The following is a 16,357-nucleotide window of genomic DNA, read 5'->3' as shown; positions in this document are numbered from 1 at the left end:
GCCCTTCAAACGCGCGGGATATCCACAATCAGAGCCGGTTGTACGATTCGCGTCGGAAAATGTCCCCTGCCGCTCCCGCGCGGCGGGGCGTTTCCATGTCGTTAAGGTTGCCGCCATAGCGCTGCTCGAAACCAAAGAGAGATCTGAGTTTCGAGCCGATGCCTATGCCCCCTCGTTTGTCCTTGCTTTCCCGCCTGATCGATGATCGCGACGGGGCCGTCGCGATCATCGTCATCCTGGTCGCGGTGCCCATGCTTCTCGCGGTCGGCGCATCCATCGACTACATCAGAGCCTATAATGGCCGGACGGAGCTGCAGGCGGCCGCGGATTCGGCCGTGCTCGCGGCCGCCGCCAAATACAAGTCCGGCATGCCGGAAGCGACGATAGCGAAGACGATCAACGCCTTCCTGTCGGCGAATGGCGAGTTCGAGACCGCCGTCGCCGGCAAGCCGGAGGTGGCGAGCGACGAGTCGGAACTGTGCCTCGACGTGGCGGACGCCGTGCCCACCACCTTCATGAAACTGGCCAATATCCAGTCCGTTCCGATCAGCATCCGGTCCTGTGCGGCTTTGCCGGGTGTAAAGCAGTTGGAGATCGCGCTGGTGCTCGACGTGTCGAGCTCGATGATCGAGGAGAACCGCTTCACGCCGATGCAGACCGCGGTCGCCGGCTTTCTCCAGGCCTTTTCCTCCAACACATCGCTCGTCGACAAAACCAAGATATCGATCGTGCCCTTTTCGAGCCGCGTCAATTTCGGCCTGGCAAACACGGCATGGCTCAAATCTTACAATGGAACGGCTGCGGTTCCCAAGCGCTGGACCGACCCCAAATCGGTCTACACCTCCTCCAGCTACAAGCTCTCTTACTGGATCGACGGCGTCACGCCTGTCATGTCCACCTCGAAGAATTACTACTGGATGGGCTGCATCGAGCCACGTGCCGACGTCGAGGTCAGGGATACCGGTGCGATCGGTGACGGCATGGGCGACGCGCCGCCCGGTACCGCCGCCTTCGTCGCCATGGACGCCAATCCCAAATCGGGAACGAGTTTTTGCCCGCCACCGGTCACGCCGCTGACCGGCGACTTCGCCTATCTCAAAAGCGTCGTGAAGAACCTGACATCCGAAGGCTCCACCCGGCTGGATGCAGGCGTGGTCGCGGGATGGTATACGCTCTCGCCGAAGTGGCAGGGCGTGTGGGGAGACGAAACCTCGCCTGCGGAGGTTTCCGATTCCGTCCATAAGGTCATGGTGTTCATGACCGATGGCGAAATGAACACCAAATACGACCCCAACGACAAGTTCGACTGGATCTGCTCGCAAACTCAATCGTCGGCGTGCAACGCATTCGCCACCGCCGCGATGCAGACCGCGTGCACGGCGATGAAGAAGAGCGGCATCGAAATCTATACGCTTTCCTACAGCGCCGATGCCGATGTGGTGAACATCCGCAACTGCGCCACCAACACCGCGCATTTCTTCACCGCATCACCGGCGACGATCAAGACCGTCTATGAAACGATCGCGGCGGCCATTCGCGGCGATACATTGCGGCTCACGCAGTAATCGCGAACGCTGCCGCCCCATCGGCATATTGCCCGCGCATCGTCTCCGCCGACCGGCGCACCGCCTCGGCGACCTCCTGCAGCTGCTTGGCCATCGGCGTGGAGTTACGCCAGACCATGCCGATGGTTCGCGATGGCTGCGGTGACGGGAAGCGGGAAATCGAGACGCGGGCCGAGCGCGTTTCGACGGGAACGGCCATCTCCGGGATCAGGGTGACGCCGATGCCGGCGCCGACCATCTGGACGAGGGTAGAGAGCGAGCTGCCTTCCATGATTTCACGCGGGCGGGCCGGCCCGACCTTGCAGAAAGACAGGGCCTGGTCGCGGAAGCAGTGGCCCTCTTCGAGCAGCAGCAGCCGCATTTCGCGCAGCGCCTCGCGTTCGGGCACTGGCTTGCCGCCATCCTCGTGCCGCCTGACCAGCACGAATTCTTCCTTGAACAGCTCGAGCTCGGTCAGCGAGGGTTCAGACACCGGCAGCGCGACGATCGCCATATCCAGCTGGCCCTGCGCCAGTTCCTGAACCAGCTTGGCCGTCTGCGTCTCGCGCACCTCGATCTGAATCCCCGCGAAGCTTTTGTTGAGATCGTTTATAATCGCCGGCAGCAGATAGGGTGCGATCGTCGGGATGATGCCAATGCGCAGGCGCGTCAGGAAGCTGTCGCGGGAGGCGCGGGCAAACTCGCCGAGCTCGTCCACGGCGCGCAGGATATCGCGGACGCGCAGCGCAAAGGTCTGGCCGAAGGGGGTGAGCTTCACCTCACGGGCGCTGCGCTCGAAGAGTTCGCTGCCCAACTCCTGCTCAAGTTCTTTGATCTGCATAGAGAGCGCCGGCTGGGAGATGGCGCAGGCATCGGCGGCACGGCGAAAGCGGCCATCCCTTGCCAGGGCTTCAAAATAACGTAGCTGTTTCAGGGTAAGATTTTTCATAAGCTCAGCTTATCGCAGCAATCAGTAAATCCAACTTAAAATTATTGAACGCTTCCGATATGAAGACTGCAAGGGAGAGAGTGGGGCGCCAGCTCGGCTCATCTTTTTGAACCGCAGACAGATCAAGCAATGAAGGAGACGATCATGGACAACCCCACTGACACCGCAGGCAAATGTCCTGTGGCCCATGGCAATACGCCGCGCGGCCGAGCCAATCGTGACTGGTGGCCGAGCCAGCTGAACGTGCAGATTCTTCATCACAATTCCGGCCGCGCCGATCCGATGGGCAAGGATTTCGACTATGCCGAGGAGTTCAAGAAGCTCGATCTCGACGCGCTGAAGAAGGATCTTCACGCGCTGATGACCGATTCGCAGGATTGGTGGCCGGCCGACTTCGGCCATTACGGCGGCCTGTTCATCCGCATGGCCTGGCACAGCGCCGGCACCTATCGCATCACCGACGGCCGCGGCGGCGCCGGGCAGGGTCAGCAGCGTTTTGCGCCGCTGAACAGCTGGCCGGACAATGCCAACCTCGACAAGGCCCGCCGCCTGCTCTGGCCGATCAAGCAGAAATACGGCAACCGCATCTCCTGGGCCGACCTGCTGATCCTCACCGGCAACGTCGCGCTCGAATCCATGGGCTTCAAGACCTTCGGCTTCGCCGGCGGCCGCGCCGACGTCTGGGAACCGGAAGAGCTCTACTGGGGTCCTGAAGGCACCTGGCTCGGCGACGAGCGCTATAGCGGCGAACGCCAGCTGGCCGAACCGCTCGGCGCCGTGCAGATGGGCCTCATCTACGTCAATCCCGAAGGTCCGAACGGCAATCCTGACCCGGTCGCTGCAGCGCGCGACATTCGCGAAACCTTCGCCCGCATGGCGATGAACGACGAAGAGACCGTGGCGCTGATCGCCGGCGGTCATACCTTCGGCAAGACGCATGGCGCCGGCGATCCGTCTTTCATCGGCGCCGAGCCGGAAGGCGGCGCGATCGAGGACCAGGGCCTCGGCTGGAAGAGTTCGTTCGGCACGGGCGTCGGCAAGGACGCCATTACCGCCGGCCTCGAGGTTACCTGGTCACAGACGCCGACCAGGTGGAGCAACTACTTCTTCGAAAACCTCTTTGCTTACGAGTGGGAGCTGACGAAGAGCCCGGCCGGCGCGCATCAGTGGCGGGCGAAGAACGCCGAAGCTTCAATCCCGGATGCCTATGAGCCGGGGAAGAAGCATGTCCCGACGATGCTGACCACGGATCTTTCGCTCCGCTTCGATCCGATCTACGAAAAAATCTCGCGCCGCTTCCTGGAGAATCCGGATCAGTTCGCCGACGCTTTCGCCCGCGCCTGGTTCAAGCTGACCCACCGCGACATGGGCCCGAAGGTGCGTTACCTCGGCCCTGAGGTTCCGGCCGAAGACCTGATCTGGCAGGACGTGATCCCGGCCGTCGACCATCCCCTCGTCGACGACAAGGACATTGCCGAGCTGAAGGCGAAGGTTCTCGCCACCGGTCTTTCCGTGCAGGAGCTGGTTTCGACCGCCTGGGCCTCGGCCTCGACCTTCCGCGGCTCCGACAAGCGCGGCGGCGCCAATGGCGCGCGCGTCCGCCTTGCTCCGCAGAAGGACTGGGACGCCAACCAGCCGGTCCAGCTCGCCAAGGTGCTCGGCGTCCTCGAAGGCCTCCAGAAGGACTTCAATGCCGCCCAGACCGGCGGCAAGAAGGTCTCGCTCGCCGACCTGATCGTGCTTGCCGGTGCTGCCGGCGTCGAAAAGGCTGCGGCAGCCGGCGGCACCGCCGTCAGCGTGCCGTTCACGCCGGGCCGCATGGATGCTTCCGAAGCCCAGACGGACGCGCATTCCTTCGCAGCGCTCGAGCCGCGCATCGACGGCTTCCGCAACTATGTGAACGGCCAGCGCCTCCAGTTCATGAAGCCGGAAGAAGCACTGGTCGACCGCGCCCAGCTGCTGACGCTGACCGGACCCGAGATGACCGTCCTCGTCGGCGGCCTGCGCGTGCTGAAGGCAGGCAACCCCGAGCACGGCGTCTTCACCTCTCGTCCCGAGACGCTGACGAACGACTTCTTCGTCAACCTGCTCGACATGGCCACGCAGTGGGTTCCCGCCGGCAAGGAAGGCGTCTATGAAGGCCGCGACCGCCAGACGGGTGCTGCCAAGTGGACCGGCACGCGCGTCGACCTGATCTTCGGTTCGCACTCGCAGCTGCGCGCCTTCGCCGAAGTCTACGGCCAGGCCGACACCAAGGAGAAGTTCGTCAAGGACTTCGTCGCCGCCTGGACCAAGGTGATGAACGCCGACCGCTTCGATCTCGTCTGATCGGTTTAGCAAACTTTGCCCGGGCGCGGTTTCGGCTGCGCCCGGGCTTTTTTATGCGAGTGCCTTGGGTGGCCGCGACCGCCCGGCCTTTCAACTCTCCACGCGCGTGATGGTGGTGCGGCGCGGGCACTACTTTTCCTTTCCTCATCCCTGTGCTCGTCACAGGGATCCAACGCGCCCAAGTCCTTGGGCGCAGGAGACTCAATTGTTTTCAAAAGAGTCATTCACCGCGCCGACGCGCGGTGGCTGGATTCCTGTGACAGGCACAGGAATGACGGAGGAGAGGTGGTGCCTATGTCCACATGAACTGACTTGGTCAGGAGCATGGGTAGCCTCCAGCCATTCTCTCCGCAGCCGTCTCATTTCCACTCGACGTCATCCTCGGCCTTGTGCCGAGGATCTGCTGCCCTGTCGACCGGAGGCAGATACTCGGGACAAGCCCGAGTATGACGGAAGAGGGGTCAACCGAGCCATTCTTTCCCGGATCGTTTTCCGCACCCCGAGCATCCGGTCCTTTACGCTCAGACCGCTCCCCCAGGCCGCGAACTTCTAGCCATGGCGGACCTCACATGCGATAGAAGATCGACATATTTGGAGGAGTGGACATGAACGGTTTGCAAGGTAAAGTCGCGGCCATCACCGGAGCTGCCTCGGGTATTGGATTGGCGTCGACCGAAGCGATCATCTCGGCCGGCGGTACGGTGGTAATGATCGATCGGGACGAGGCGGCGCTGAGTGCTGCCTGCGGCAGGCTGGGAGAGAAGGCGATCGCGCTGCCGCTCGACCTGCTCAATCCCGAGGATTGCGCCGGCCTGCTTGACGGCATTCTCTCGAAGGTCGGTCAGCTCGACATCTTCCATGCCAATGCCGGCACCTATATCGGCGGAGATCTGGTGGATGCAAATCTCGACGCGATCGACCGCATGCTCAATCTGAACGTGAACGTGGTCATCAAGAACGTCCGGACGGTTATGCCCCACATGATCGAGCGAGGGACGGGAGATATCATCGTCACCAGTTCGGTCGCGGGCCAAGCCGCGGTTCCATGGGAGCCGGTCTATTCGCCGTCGAAGTGGGCGATGCACTGCTTCGTCCAGACCATGCGGCGGCAGCTCCTGAAGAACGGAATCCGCGTCGGATCCGTCTCGCCGGGCCCTGTCAGCAGCGCTCTGCTGAAAGACTGGCCGGAGGAAAACCTGCGCAAGGCAAAAGAGGCGGGCGCGCTGATCGAACCTCGCGACGTCGCGGAAGCCGTGCTCTTCATGCTGACCCGGCCGCGCAACGTGACCATACGCGACGTGGTGATCCTGCCGAGCTCCTTCGATATCTGACACGAGGCCGTATATCCGGGGAGGGCACGCCCCTCTCCGCACGGGCTGACTGCGCGGGATGCGGAGCCGGCTTCCCAGCGCAATCGTCAGGCCGTCCAATCCTCGACATCAAGGCCATCCACGCGCCGGAACTCCCCGACATTGTTCGTGATGAGAACGAGATCCCGGGTCTTCGCCTGGGCGGCGATCAGCACATCGTAGGGACCGACCGGCGTTCCCTTTGCCGCCAATGCAGCGCGGATCTCTCCTGATGCCAGCGCATCCTCGCGCTCGAAACCGACGGCGGGGAAATCCGCCATGAACAGCCGCAGGGTTTCGAGATTGTAGGAGATTTTCGCGCTCTTATAGGCGCCATAATAGAGTTCATGCATGACGATTGTGGAAAGCCCGATCGATCCTTCGTCGCTGCCGACCACGCGCTTCAGCAGCGCCTCGGATTTCCTGCCGATCAGCGCGATCACCGCATTGGTGTCGATAAGATGCGTGATCACTCGAAGAGGCCCTGAAGACCCGGCCTCTCCTGATCCTCCGGCTGCTCCCGTCCTTGCGCCAGAAAATCGTCACTCAGGCCGCGTTCGAGAGCGCTCTTCAGCGACCCCCAGCGCATGCCGGGATCGGCACGCGGCCGCAGAATGATCGCATCGCCTTCACGCGTTACCTCCACCTGGTCGACATCGAAGCGGAATTCCTTCGGCAGCCGGACGGCCTGCGAATTGCCGGATTGAAAGACGCGCGCATATTGCGGCATGGAGAAGCCTCCGCGATTTTTGTATATACTTCTCAGTATATACGTGATCGACCGCATTCGCGCAAGAAACCGCAGCGGTTTGCGCTAGCGCGGCACGACACCGAAAGGCGATAGCGACAGCAGATCGGGATCTTTCGTCGCCGACGCCTTCGCCACCGCGGCATGGCCCATGCTGTAGCCGTAGGACAGGACGCGGACGCCGTCGATCATGAAGAACTGCGCCTGATCCAGGCCGGGCCGCAGGGTGCCCGTCACGGTGACGGTCTCATAGATTTTTTCAAGGTGCAGAGGCTCCTGCGGAACCACGCGAACCAGCTGGTTGGGCGGCGGCGTGGGCATGTGGCTGCAGGCCCCGGCCCAGGGTACCAGCAGGAATTCATAAACGAGATCGCCGTCCTGATCGATCGGCAGGACGAAGCCCGTCAGTTCGACCGGTTGGCCCTCGTCACGCCAGACGAGGGTTTCGCCCTGCGGGCCGCTGACCGCTTTCGGCGACAGCGGAACTGTCGCCCTGGCCTGATCGGCCGGCCGCAAGGCGCTCCAGAAAATCGGCTGCGCCGCAGCGAGGGCGCCGGACACCGGCCATGCCGAGCCGAGCGTGAGCACCGTGAACATCAGGAATCTGTGCTTTTTCATCGCATCTCCCGGGCCGCTTTAACAGCATTGCCGCTTGCCCGAGGATGCTAGCCGATCCCGCCCGTCCGTCAAAGCTCTCGTGGGTGTCGCATCCAACTTACCCCACGTGATCCTCGGCCTTGTGCCGAGCATATGCCCAACATCAAGAGATCCCGTGTGGGGTGGACACGGGATCTCCCTGCCGGATCGGTCGGACCTTTACTTCTCCGGCATCATCGAGGAGTGGTGCGAGGTGATCAGCCAGTTCCCACCCTTGAACTCATAGGTATAGGTGTAGCGGGCCGGGACCTTCGAGCCGTCCTTCATGGTGAAGGTGTAGGTGCCGGTGTCGACGGCCCAGTTGCAGCCGGTCTTGATGGTGCGGCTGTCGATGTGGCCCTTGGGGCTTTTTTCCAGGAAGTGCTTGAAATAGTCGATCCGCTCTTCCTGGGTGAGGCGCGGCTTGTTTGCCAGCGTCGCGAGCAGCACGGAGTCCTCGCTGTAGCTCTTGGCGACCTCCTCGGGATTGAGCGTCGCCAGCGAGGCGTTCCAGCGGTCGAAGAGCTTGGCGACCTGTTCTTCGCTCACGGGCGCGCAGGTCGCCGTTTCGGTCGCGTTGGCGGACTGGACCTGGACGAAACCGATGACAAGGGCGGCAGCAATGATCGTACGCATGTTTGAGTTCCTTTGTGGCGGTTCCGGGCGACATCGCATCGGTCAACCGCATGACCGATAGTTAAGCGCCGGAGCACCGCGACCCCATCTGCCGGGTGGCTTCGATCCGATCTGCCGAACGGCATAGATGACATTCCCGCCGGAATGACTATCGTGCCCGCGTCATTAATTTCAGGAGCAGTCCCCGCTGGATGGAGCACAATAGAGATACGGCGCATTCGCTTGATGTGGCGGAGATGAGGGCGCTTTACCGGGCGGCGGAAGCGCGGGCGGCGCGGCTGCGCTTCATCATCGAGGCGCGCAGCCTGCTCGATGCGCAAGCCTTCGAAACGGCAGCACCCGAGGTCCTGTCGCGGCTTGCCGATTTCGCAGGCGCAACGCTCGCGACACTTACCTTTCCCTCACCGCAAGGAAAGACGCCGACGCGGCTGGCGATCGGCAAGCCGACCGCCAATGACACCATGCTCTTCGCTTCCGAGGAAGGCGCCGCTCTTTCCCTGACGCTGATCGGCGCGCCCAGGGCGCGCGCCATCGACGCCGACGACCGGCAGACGCTGGAGGTGGTGGCGGGGCAGCTCGCCGATGCCTGCCATCTCGAGCGGCAGGCGGCGGAAAAGCAGGCGTTGCTCGGCGATCTCGAACGGCAGCGCAGCGAACTCGCTGCCCTCGTCGCCCAGCTGATCCAGGCGCAGGAGCAGGAGCGGCAGCGGGTGGCGCTTGATCTTCACGACGGCGCAGCACAGCTTGCCGCCGGCCTCAGCTACCGGCTGCAGGATCTCGCCGCCCGCATCGGCGAGCCGCATGCGCTGAAACCGGAGATCGAACAGCTTGCGGCGTTGGCCCGCCGCTCGGTTGCCGATCTGCGCGCCGCCATCGCCGATCTTCGCCCGCCCGAGCTCGACGATCTCGGCGTCGCCGCAGCGCTCCGCACCCGCCTCGACGCGATCGACGGCATGGAGGTGATCGCCGATCTCGATGCCGGCGCCGATCGCTGGCCGGCGTCGACCGGCATCATCTTCTACCGCGTCGCCCAGGAGGCGATCACCAATGCGCTCAAGCACGCCGAGGCGAGCCGGCTGATCGTACGCCTTTTCGAGGACGGCGCGGGGCAGGCTCATCTTGAAGTGATCGACGACGGCAAGGGTATTGGCGAGGCGCGCCATCCTGGAATTCAGGGAAGGGGAGCCCGGCTCGGCATTGCCGGCATGCGCGAGCGGCTGGCGCTGCTCGGCGGCCGTTTCGAGATCGGCGCCGGCGTTTCCGGCGGCACTCATGTCCGCGTCGCAGCGCCGCTCAAGCAGGAGACGGCGGGATGACCGCATCCATTCTCGTTGCCGACGATCATGATATCGCCCGCGCCGGCCTGATCGCCATGATCGGCGGCCAGGAAGATTTCCATGTCGCCTTCGATGTACGCGACGGCGCGGAAGCGGTGGAAGCCGCTGCCCTTCACAAACCGGATCTGGCGCTCCTCGACATCCGCATGCCTCGAATGGACGGCCTCGCGGCCACGCGGGAAATCCGGCGCGTCTCGCCAGGTACACGCGTCATGATCATCACCATGCATGACAGCCTCGATTATCTCGAAGCGGCGATCGAAGCCGGCGCCACCGGCTATCTGCTGAAGGATGCGAGCCGCGAGGATATTCTGCGCACGATCCGCAGCGTGCTCGAAGGCGACGCCTTCTTTGACGGCCCTCTGGTTGCAAGGCTGCTGAAGCGCGCCACCACCAAGCCGCAGACCAGCCCCAGCGCATTGGAGACGCTGACCGTGCGCGAGCGCGAGGTGCTGACGAAGGTGGCCGAGGGCCTGACCAACAAGGAGATCGGCCGCGCCCTGAAGATTTCGCCCGGCACGGTCAAGATCCATGTCGAGCGCATCATCGCCAAGCTCGGCGCCGGCGATAGGACGCAGGCCGCCGTCATGGCGGTGCGCGGCGGGCTGGTGCAGACAGCAAAGGAAGAGCCATGATGCCGCGCTTCGCCGACCTGCCGCTTCGGGCAAAGGGCATCGTCATCATCATGGTGCCGCTGGCGCTGCTCTTGGCCGCTCTCGCCTCGGTCTTCATCGCCGACCGGCAGAGCCGTATTGCCGAGGACCAGGTGCGGGTGACGCTGGAGATCCAGTCCGGCATTCAGGAGCTGCATGCCCTGATTGCCGAAGCGGCGACCGCCATGCGCGGCTATCTCCTGACCGGCAGGAGCGATTTTCTCGATCCCTTCAACCGGGCAGAGGACAGGCTGCCCGTCGTGCTCGACGAGGTCGGCCGGCGCTTACGCGACGAGGAGCAGAAGGCCCGCCTCGAGCGCATCCGCGCCCTGGTGGATGCCAAAGTCGACCGTCTGCAACTCCTGAAACAGGCCGACATCCTGCGCGCCGGCGGGCGCGAGGATCTGGCCGCCAAGCTCATCGAGGGCAAGCAGGTGCTGGACATGCTGCGGCAGGAGATCGACGCGATGAACCGGCGCGAGGCCGATCTCCTCAACGCCAGAACGCAGGCCGCCGACCGGGTCCGCACCCTGTCGCGCAGCCTGATGATATCAGCCGGCTTTCTCGGCTTTGCCGGCGCGCTCGTCGCCGTCTTCCTGTTTTCGGCGAGCATCGTGCGCCGCGTGCACGCGCTGAAAGCCGAGGCGCACCGCCTCTCGCGAGGGGAAGTCGTGACATCGGCCGATCCCTTCCGCGATGAGCTCGGCAATCTCGGACAGGCGCTCGCGGATGCGAGCGTGCTTCTGAAAAAGCGCGAGGCCGATCTGACCGAGAGCGAGGAGCGCTTCCGCCAGCTGGTCGAGGGCGTCAGCGATTACGGCATCTTCGGGCTCGATCCCGATGGGCAGGTTGTGAGCTGGAATGCCGGCGCCGGGCGGATCACCGGCTACCAGGCCGAGGAGATCGTCGGCCAGCATTTCTCCCGCTTCTATCCCGCTGAGACCAGGGAGACATTTCCGGCGGAGGAACTTTCGAAGGCAGCCCTGCACGGACGCACCGAAGCGGAGGGTTGGCGCCTGCGCAAAGACGGCTCGCGCTTCTGGTCGCATGTCGTCGTCACCGCTCTTCACGACGAGACGGGACGGCTGCGCGGCTTTTCCAAGATCACCCGCGACATTACCGAGCGCAAGCAATTCGAGGAGGCGCTGCTTGCCGCCCGCGAGGATGCGGTGCGCGCCAGCAATGCCAAGAGCGAATTCCTGTCGCGCATGAGCCACGAGCTGCGCACGCCGCTGAATTCCGTGCTCGGTTTCGCCCAGCTTCTGGAAATGGACCTTACCGATGCCGATTCACGCGAAAGCGTCGCGCAGATCCTGAGAGCCGGCCGGCATCTGCTGAGCCTGATCGACGAGGTTCTCGACATGGCGCGGATCGAGGCCGGGCGCATGGATCTTGCCGTCGAAGCCCAGCTTGTCGCCGAGGTGATCGAGGAAGCCGTGTCGCTCGCAAGGCCGCTCTGCGGCAAGCAGCAGATCCGCATCGAAGTCGCCGAGGCCGAGCCGGATCTGACGGCACTCGCCGACCGGCGGCGCCTCCTCCAGGTGTTGCTCAACCTTCTTTCCAATGCGGTGAAATACAATCGCCCGCGGGGCAGCGTGACCGTCAGCCACCAGGCGCTTGAGGACCGCATCCGCATCGAGGTCAGCGATACAGGCCCCGGCATTCCGGCCGAGCGCGTCGGCCGGCTGTTCACCCCCTTCGACCGGCTGGGCGCCGAGCGCATAAGCCAGGAGGGAACCGGCCTCGGGCTGGCGCTCTCCAGACATCTGATCGACGCCATGGGCGGCACGCTCGGCTTCAGCAACCGGGCGGGCGGCGCGACGTTCCACGTCGACCTGCCGCGCGCGCCTGCGGCGATGCGGGAGGCCGAGGCGCAAGACGTCGCGGTGCCGTAAGTCTCCTCCGTCATGCTCGGCCTTGTGCCGAGCATCTGACCACGGTAATTGATTGGCAGGAAAACATTTATTTCCAGAAACTTAATTGGGCCGGCGTAGATCCTCGGCACAAGGCCGAGGATGACGTCGCGGGTTTGCGTCCATGACAGATACCACCGATACCCTGCGCGCCTCGACGATCCTGATCGTCGATGACGAGCCCGCCAATGTTTCGCTGCTGGAGCGCATTCTGAAGCGCGAGGGCTTTACGGCGCTGGTCAGCACCACCGAGCCACGCGAGGCCCTGCGGCTCTTTCGCGAGCATCCCGTCGATCTCGTCCTGCTCGATCTGATGATGCCCGATCTCGATGGTTTCGCGCTGCTGGAGACCTTCGCAAGGCTCATCCCCGACGACAGATATCTGCCGATCCTGGTGCTGACCGCCGATGCGACGCTGCCGACGCGCCGCCGCGCGCTTTCCCTCGGCGCGAAGGATTTCCTGACCAAGCCCTTCGATGCGATCGAGGCGGTGCTGCGCATCTTCAATCTGCTCGAAACCCGGATGCTGACGCTGGAGCTTTCCAGGCACGGACTGGCGACGCCGAAATCGGAACGCCCCAGGATCGATTGATCGCCCTCCGCTCAACGTCCGAAAGCACGGCGATTTCAGGTCAGGGATTGACCCAGCGGCAAGAGGAGAGGGCGCCGGCTTCGTCATAGCCGAATAATGCTCTGCGATTGTCCTGTTGCCGCAGCTGGAACCAATCCAGCGTCCAGGCCCGGAAGATCACGACGCCAAAGCGCGTCTTTCCCTCGGCCTCATCCGCAGGCTCTGGCATATCGGTCGTCTCGAAGGCGCGCTCGTCCCCGGGCGGGCCGCCCGCATAAGTCATCCGCGTCCAAGCAGGCAGCCTGTCCCATGCGGCGTCAGCCCCTCCGCTTCCCGGCCCATGAAGCTCAACCTTTCCCTGAAGCCGAAGCTGCAGCCGGCTGTCGGCGCTGAAGCCGAGGACCGTGACGCGGGGATTGGCTGAAAGTTCCAGCCATTTGGAGCTGCGCGTATCCGTATGAAATTCGAGACGCCGCGCCGACCTGTCGGCGGCACGCAGCACGACCATGCGTGCCTGCGGCCTCGTCTCGATATCGACGGAGCAGAGGTTGAGATAACGGAAACACGACTGCGGGTTCGCCGCAGCCGTTTCGAGTTCCGCCCATGCCGCAGCGTCGATGTCAGTGAGATCCACCGGCAGGCTCCGCTCAGACCGAACGGGCGATGCCGCCGTCGACGCGGATGTTCTGGCCGGTGATGTAACCGGCCCCCTCCGACAGGAGGAAGGCGATGGTGGCCGCGATTTCCTCGCTGGTGCCGTAGCGGCCCATCGGAACGCTGTCGCGCCGTTCCTCGGTGGCGGGCAGGCTGTCGATCCAGCCGGGCAGGACATTGTTCAGGCGGATGTTCTTGGCCGCATAGCTATCCGCGAAGATCTTGGTGAAGCTTGCCAGCCCTGCCCGGAAGACGGCCGAGGTCGGGAACATCGGCGATGGTTCGAAAGCCCATGCCGTCGAGATATTGACGATGGCGCCGCCGCCCTGGCTTTCCATGATCGGCGCGACCAGCCGGATCGGGCGCACCGCGCTCAGGAAGTAGACCTCCATGCCCTTGTGCCAATCCTCGTCCGAGATGTCGAGGATCGGCGCGCGCGGGCCGTGGCCGGCGGAATTGACCAGCGCGTCGATGCGCCCCCATCGCTCCATCGAGAGATCGACGAGCCGCTTCACATCGTCGTTGGACTGGTTCGAACCGGTGACGCCGACGCCGCCGAGTTCCTTTGCCAGCGCCTCGCCTTTGCCGGAGGAGGAGAGAATTGCGACACGGTAGCCGTCCGCAGCGAGTTTCCGCGCTGCTGCGGCGCCCATGCCGGATCCGCCGGCGGTGATGAGAGCGACTTTTTCTTCAGACATTGAAATCTCCGACTGCTGAGTTTGCGCACCATTATGCCAGATATGCTCTCTGCTTTCGCGCGAGAAAGAAACATGCGAGACTGTAGCAAATCTACTGGATAAGCCTATGATCCGATCCCGCCGCGCGCTGCCGCCGTTGAATGCCTTGCGCGCCTTCGAGGCTTCGGGCCGCCGGCTGAATTTCCGCGCTGCCGCTGAGGAGCTCGGCGTCACGCAGGGTGCGATCGCCCAGCAGGTCCGCGCGCTGGAAGATCAGCTCGGCCTCATGCTGTTCCAGCGCCTGCCCCGCGGCCTTGCGCTGACAGCGCAGGGTGCGGCCTACCTCTCCGACGTGACCCGCGCCTTCGATATGCTCGGCGAAGCGACCGGACGGCTTCTGGCGCGGCCGGAAACCGTGACGATCAGCGTCACCCCGACCGTCGCCGCCAAGCTTTTGATCCCGCGCCTCGCCGAGCTCTACAGCGCCCTTCCCGACGTGAATCTCAGGACGGTCGCCACCGAGGCACTGTCGGATTTCGACCGCGACCAGGTGGATATCGCCGTACGCCTGACCAGCCAGGCTTTCCCGGCGGCGCTGGAGGCAAGGCTGCTGTTCCGCCAGGAACTGGTCGCGGTCGCGAGCCCACATCTGGTCAAGGGCCTTACCCTGCCGTTGAGCGGCGAAGAACTTTGCAAGCTGCCGCTCCTGCATGACTCGCACGATCGCTGGGGCGTGTTCCTCGGAATCCGTGAGAAGCTGCCAGGTGCGGCCTTCAACCACACGACACTGGCCCTGGATGCGGCACTTGCCGGCCAGGGCGTGGTGCTCGCCTGCCGGGCTTTCGTGGTGGCCGATCTCGAGGCCGGGCGGCTGGTGCAGGTGACGGATGCCACAGCGACCATCGGCGCCGATTACTTTCTCGTCCGCAAACGCTCATCATCGCCGCGAAAGGCCGTCGACGCGGTGTGGGACTGGTGCGCGGCGCGTCTGTCGCTCGCCTGATCGCGGAATGATCGAGGCCGGCCGTCAGCCGGCCCCATCATTTTCAGAACATGGTGTTCTTGTTGGCGGCCTCTTTCGGAACCGCCTGGATCACGTCCCAGTGCTCGACGATCTTGCCGTCCTTGACGCGGAAAATATCGACGATCGCCTGGCCGCGGTCGTCAGTGCCGTTCGTCGCATGTACATGCAGCCAGACGAGATCGCCGTCGGCCGAGCTGCGGACGATCTTCGCCTTCGATTGAGGATTGTCCTTAAAAAAGCCGGTGAAGAAGGAAACGAGAGGCTTCTTGCCATCCGGAACCTCGGGATTGTGCTGCCGGTACTCGTCCGCCACGACCGATGCGGCCTCGATATCATGGCTGTTGAAGAAGCGGTCGTAGAACTCCACCACCAGCTTCCGGTTGGCTTCCTCGACCTTCAAATCCCGAGAGGCGGCAAAGGCGCCGGAAGGCATGGCGATGCCCGCCAGAATGGCGAGTGCGCAAAGCGATTTCCCGAATGTCATGCATCAAACTCCTTGGTACGAATCCGCGATCTAGTCTAAGAAACAGACTATGAGGCTTGGTCTAGGACAGCGCGAAATGCCCGGCAAGAAGGCAGTTTTCAGTGCCGAAGTCAGCGCGCGATGACCGGGAAGGAGGAAGCGATGCCCGGGAAAACCGATCCGGCGGGAGAGCGGCCCGGGGCAGGATGCCCGATCAGGGGCGTGCTCGACCGCATCGGCGATCAATGGAGCCTGCTGACGCTTGAGGCGCTGGAAACCGAAAAGAAGCGCTTCAACGAGTTGCTGCGCGAGATCGGCGACATCTCCAAACAGATGCTCTCCAAGACGCTGCGGCATCTGGAGCAGGACGGCTATATCAGGCGCACCGTCTATCCCGAGGTGCCGCCGCGCGTGGAATATGAGTTGACGGAACTCGGCCGATCCTTCCTGATCCCGATGAAGGCCCTGATCGGATGGGCCGAGCAGAACCATCCCGAGATCATTCGATCGCGGCTACGGCATGACGCCGGGTAGGGATTGAATAGAGGCAAGAGGCAAGGTCGGAGCGCGTCCTTCGAGGCTTCGGCCTTCGGCCTGCGCACCTCAGGATGAGGGAGTTTGGTGGATGCCGCGCCGATAACAGCGGACGTTGATCGATGCCGCGACCTCTCTCCGACCTCATCCTGAGGTGCCTCGGCCGCCGGCTGCTAGTGGGCGCAAGAAGCAAGGTCGGAGCGTGTCCTTCGAGGCTTCGGCCTTTGGCCTGCGCACCTCGGGATGAGGGAGGTTGGAGGATGCCGCGCCGATAATCACGGGCGTCGGAGGATCCGCCAACGCTCAAGAGAGCCTCATCCTTGTACGTTGCCGTTGTTGTA

General features: G+C 63.7%; 17 protein-coding genes. 9 read left to right on the top strand and 8 right to left on the bottom strand.

Annotation, left to right across the window (positions count from 1 at the left end):
* Window positions 1–164 precede the first annotated feature (164 nt).
* The gene (locus tag CO655_RS10130) at window positions 165–1,565 is read left to right on the top strand and encodes a VWA domain-containing protein (protein ID WP_245423770.1); all 1,401 of its coding nucleotides are present in this window, start codon (window positions 165–167) and stop codon (window positions 1,563–1,565) included.
* Here the strand turns inward: CO655_RS10130 and CO655_RS10125 are convergent.
* Window positions 1,555–2,493, bottom strand: coding sequence for a hydrogen peroxide-inducible genes activator (locus CO655_RS10125; protein ID WP_097664561.1), 939 nt, complete (start codon window positions 2,491–2,493; stop codon window positions 1,555–1,557). The two genes, CO655_RS10130 and CO655_RS10125, sit on opposite strands and share 11 nt — an antisense overlap.
* 144 nt (window positions 2,494–2,637) lie before the next feature.
* Between CO655_RS10125 and katG the strand changes: the two genes are divergently transcribed.
* Both katG and CO655_RS10115 read left to right on the top strand, forming a co-directional pair.
* Complete coding sequence (gene katG / locus CO655_RS10120) at window positions 2,638–4,821, top strand: catalase/peroxidase HPI (RefSeq protein WP_097664560.1); 2,184 nt, start codon at window positions 2,638–2,640, stop codon at window positions 4,819–4,821.
* Window positions 4,822–5,426: 605 nt separating this feature from the next.
* Window positions 5,427–6,152, top strand: a complete 726-nt coding sequence (locus CO655_RS10115) for an SDR family oxidoreductase (RefSeq protein WP_097607416.1) — start codon at window positions 5,427–5,429, stop codon at window positions 6,150–6,152.
* Between the two features lie 86 nt (window positions 6,153–6,238).
* Here CO655_RS10115 and CO655_RS10110 read toward each other — a convergent pair whose 3' ends face one another.
* From CO655_RS10110 to CO655_RS10095, 4 genes are all read right to left on the bottom strand, one after another.
* Window positions 6,239–6,643, bottom strand: coding sequence for a type II toxin-antitoxin system VapC family toxin (locus tag CO655_RS10110; RefSeq protein WP_010029705.1), 405 nt, complete (start codon window positions 6,641–6,643; stop codon window positions 6,239–6,241).
* Window positions 6,640–6,900 (bottom strand): type II toxin-antitoxin system VapB family antitoxin, encoded by a 261-nt coding sequence (gene vapB, locus CO655_RS10105; protein WP_097664559.1) that lies wholly within the window; start codon window positions 6,898–6,900, stop codon window positions 6,640–6,642. The genes CO655_RS10110 and vapB overlap by 4 nt, the downstream gene beginning before the upstream one ends.
* Before the next feature lie 84 nt (window positions 6,901–6,984).
* Entirely contained in the window at window positions 6,985–7,536 is a 552-nt protein-coding gene (locus CO655_RS10100; protein WP_176539233.1) for a DUF3299 domain-containing protein, read from the bottom strand.
* A gap of 198 nt (window positions 7,537–7,734) precedes the next feature.
* Complete coding sequence (locus CO655_RS10095) at window positions 7,735–8,190, bottom strand: SgcJ/EcaC family oxidoreductase (RefSeq protein WP_097664558.1); 456 nt, start codon at window positions 8,188–8,190, stop codon at window positions 7,735–7,737.
* A gap of 191 nt (window positions 8,191–8,381) precedes the next feature.
* On the opposite strand from CO655_RS10095, the gene CO655_RS10090 reads away from it, so the two are divergent.
* The 4 genes from CO655_RS10090 to CO655_RS10075 all read left to right on the top strand — a co-directional run bounded on the left by CO655_RS10090 (window position 8,382) and on the right by CO655_RS10075 (window position 12,685).
* A complete protein-coding gene (locus CO655_RS10090; protein ID WP_097664556.1) occupies window positions 8,382–9,506 on the top strand; it encodes a sensor histidine kinase in 1,125 nt (374 codons plus the stop codon).
* Entirely contained in the window at window positions 9,503–10,162 is a 660-nt protein-coding gene (locus CO655_RS10085; RefSeq protein WP_097607412.1) for a response regulator transcription factor, read from the top strand. The genes CO655_RS10090 and CO655_RS10085 overlap by 4 nt, the downstream gene beginning before the upstream one ends.
* A complete protein-coding gene (locus CO655_RS10080) occupies window positions 10,159–12,075 on the top strand; it encodes an ATP-binding protein (protein WP_097664555.1) in 1,917 nt (638 codons plus the stop codon). Before CO655_RS10085 ends, CO655_RS10080 begins: the two co-directional genes overlap by 4 nt.
* A 142-nt stretch (window positions 12,076–12,217) precedes the next feature.
* Window positions 12,218–12,685 (top strand): response regulator, encoded by a 468-nt coding sequence (locus tag CO655_RS10075; RefSeq protein WP_097664554.1) that lies wholly within the window; start codon window positions 12,218–12,220, stop codon window positions 12,683–12,685.
* A 40-nt stretch (window positions 12,686–12,725) separates the two neighbouring features.
* On the opposite strand, the gene CO655_RS10070 is transcribed toward CO655_RS10075, so the two are convergent.
* The gene (locus tag CO655_RS10070) at window positions 12,726–13,298 is read right to left on the bottom strand and encodes a pyridoxamine 5'-phosphate oxidase family protein (RefSeq protein ID WP_097664552.1); all 573 of its coding nucleotides are present in this window, start codon (window positions 13,296–13,298) and stop codon (window positions 12,726–12,728) included.
* A gap of 13 nt (window positions 13,299–13,311) precedes the next feature.
* Window positions 13,312–14,016, bottom strand: coding sequence for an SDR family oxidoreductase (locus tag CO655_RS10065; RefSeq protein WP_097664545.1), 705 nt, complete (start codon window positions 14,014–14,016; stop codon window positions 13,312–13,314).
* A 106-nt stretch (window positions 14,017–14,122) separates the two neighbouring features.
* On the opposite strand from CO655_RS10065, the gene CO655_RS10060 reads away from it, so the two are divergent.
* On the top strand, window positions 14,123–14,998 hold the full coding sequence (locus CO655_RS10060) for a LysR substrate-binding domain-containing protein (RefSeq protein ID WP_097664544.1): 876 nt from the start codon (window positions 14,123–14,125) through the stop codon (window positions 14,996–14,998).
* Between the two features lie 43 nt (window positions 14,999–15,041).
* Here the strand turns inward: CO655_RS10060 and CO655_RS10055 are convergent, their stop codons facing one another.
* Window positions 15,042–15,503 (bottom strand): nuclear transport factor 2 family protein, encoded by a 462-nt coding sequence (locus tag CO655_RS10055; protein WP_097664543.1) that lies wholly within the window; start codon window positions 15,501–15,503, stop codon window positions 15,042–15,044.
* 141 nt (window positions 15,504–15,644) lie between these two features.
* Here CO655_RS10055 and CO655_RS10050 point away from each other — a divergent pair, with 141 nt between their 5' ends.
* Window positions 15,645–16,016: a helix-turn-helix domain-containing protein gene (locus tag CO655_RS10050; protein WP_097607490.1), complete on the top strand. Its 372-nt coding sequence runs from the start codon at window positions 15,645–15,647 to the stop codon at window positions 16,014–16,016.
* The last annotated feature ends 341 nt before the right edge of the window (window positions 16,017–16,357 follow it).

It is taken from the genome of Rhizobium sp. M1, assembly GCF_002531805.1.
Classification (GTDB): Bacteria; Pseudomonadota; Alphaproteobacteria; order Rhizobiales; family Rhizobiaceae; genus Rhizobium; species Rhizobium etli_C.
This window is presented reverse-complemented; position numbering and strand designations above follow the sequence as displayed.

Excerpts from the sequence above, each read along its gene's own strand:
- CO655_RS10130 (WP_245423770.1), top strand. The coding sequence starts at position 165 with ATGCCCCCTCGTTTGTCCTTGCTTTCCCGCCTGATCGATGATCGCGAC.
- CO655_RS10125 (WP_097664561.1), bottom strand. The coding sequence starts at position 2,493 with ATGAAAAATCTTACCCTGAAACAGCTACGTTATTTTGAAGCCCTGGCA.
- katG (WP_097664560.1), top strand. The coding sequence starts at position 2,638 with ATGGACAACCCCACTGACACCGCAGGCAAATGTCCTGTGGCCCATGGC.
- CO655_RS10115 (WP_097607416.1), top strand. The coding sequence starts at position 5,427 with ATGAACGGTTTGCAAGGTAAAGTCGCGGCCATCACCGGAGCTGCCTCG.
- vapB (WP_097664559.1), bottom strand. The coding sequence starts at position 6,900 with ATGCCGCAATATGCGCGCGTCTTTCAATCCGGCAATTCGCAGGCCGTC.
- CO655_RS10100 (WP_176539233.1), bottom strand. The coding sequence starts at position 7,536 with ATGAAAAAGCACAGATTCCTGATGTTCACGGTGCTCACGCTCGGCTCG.
- CO655_RS10095 (WP_097664558.1), bottom strand. The coding sequence starts at position 8,190 with ATGCGTACGATCATTGCTGCCGCCCTTGTCATCGGTTTCGTCCAGGTC.
- CO655_RS10090 (WP_097664556.1), top strand. The coding sequence starts at position 8,382 with ATGGAGCACAATAGAGATACGGCGCATTCGCTTGATGTGGCGGAGATG.
- CO655_RS10085 (WP_097607412.1), top strand. The coding sequence starts at position 9,503 with ATGACCGCATCCATTCTCGTTGCCGACGATCATGATATCGCCCGCGCC.
- CO655_RS10080 (WP_097664555.1), top strand. The coding sequence starts at position 10,159 with ATGATGCCGCGCTTCGCCGACCTGCCGCTTCGGGCAAAGGGCATCGTC.
- CO655_RS10075 (WP_097664554.1), top strand. The coding sequence starts at position 12,218 with ATGACAGATACCACCGATACCCTGCGCGCCTCGACGATCCTGATCGTC.
- CO655_RS10065 (WP_097664545.1), bottom strand. The coding sequence starts at position 14,016 with ATGTCTGAAGAAAAAGTCGCTCTCATCACCGCCGGCGGATCCGGCATG.
- CO655_RS10060 (WP_097664544.1), top strand. The coding sequence starts at position 14,123 with ATGATCCGATCCCGCCGCGCGCTGCCGCCGTTGAATGCCTTGCGCGCC.
- CO655_RS10055 (WP_097664543.1), bottom strand. The coding sequence starts at position 15,503 with ATGACATTCGGGAAATCGCTTTGCGCACTCGCCATTCTGGCGGGCATC.
- CO655_RS10050 (WP_097607490.1), top strand. The coding sequence starts at position 15,645 with ATGCCCGGGAAAACCGATCCGGCGGGAGAGCGGCCCGGGGCAGGATGC.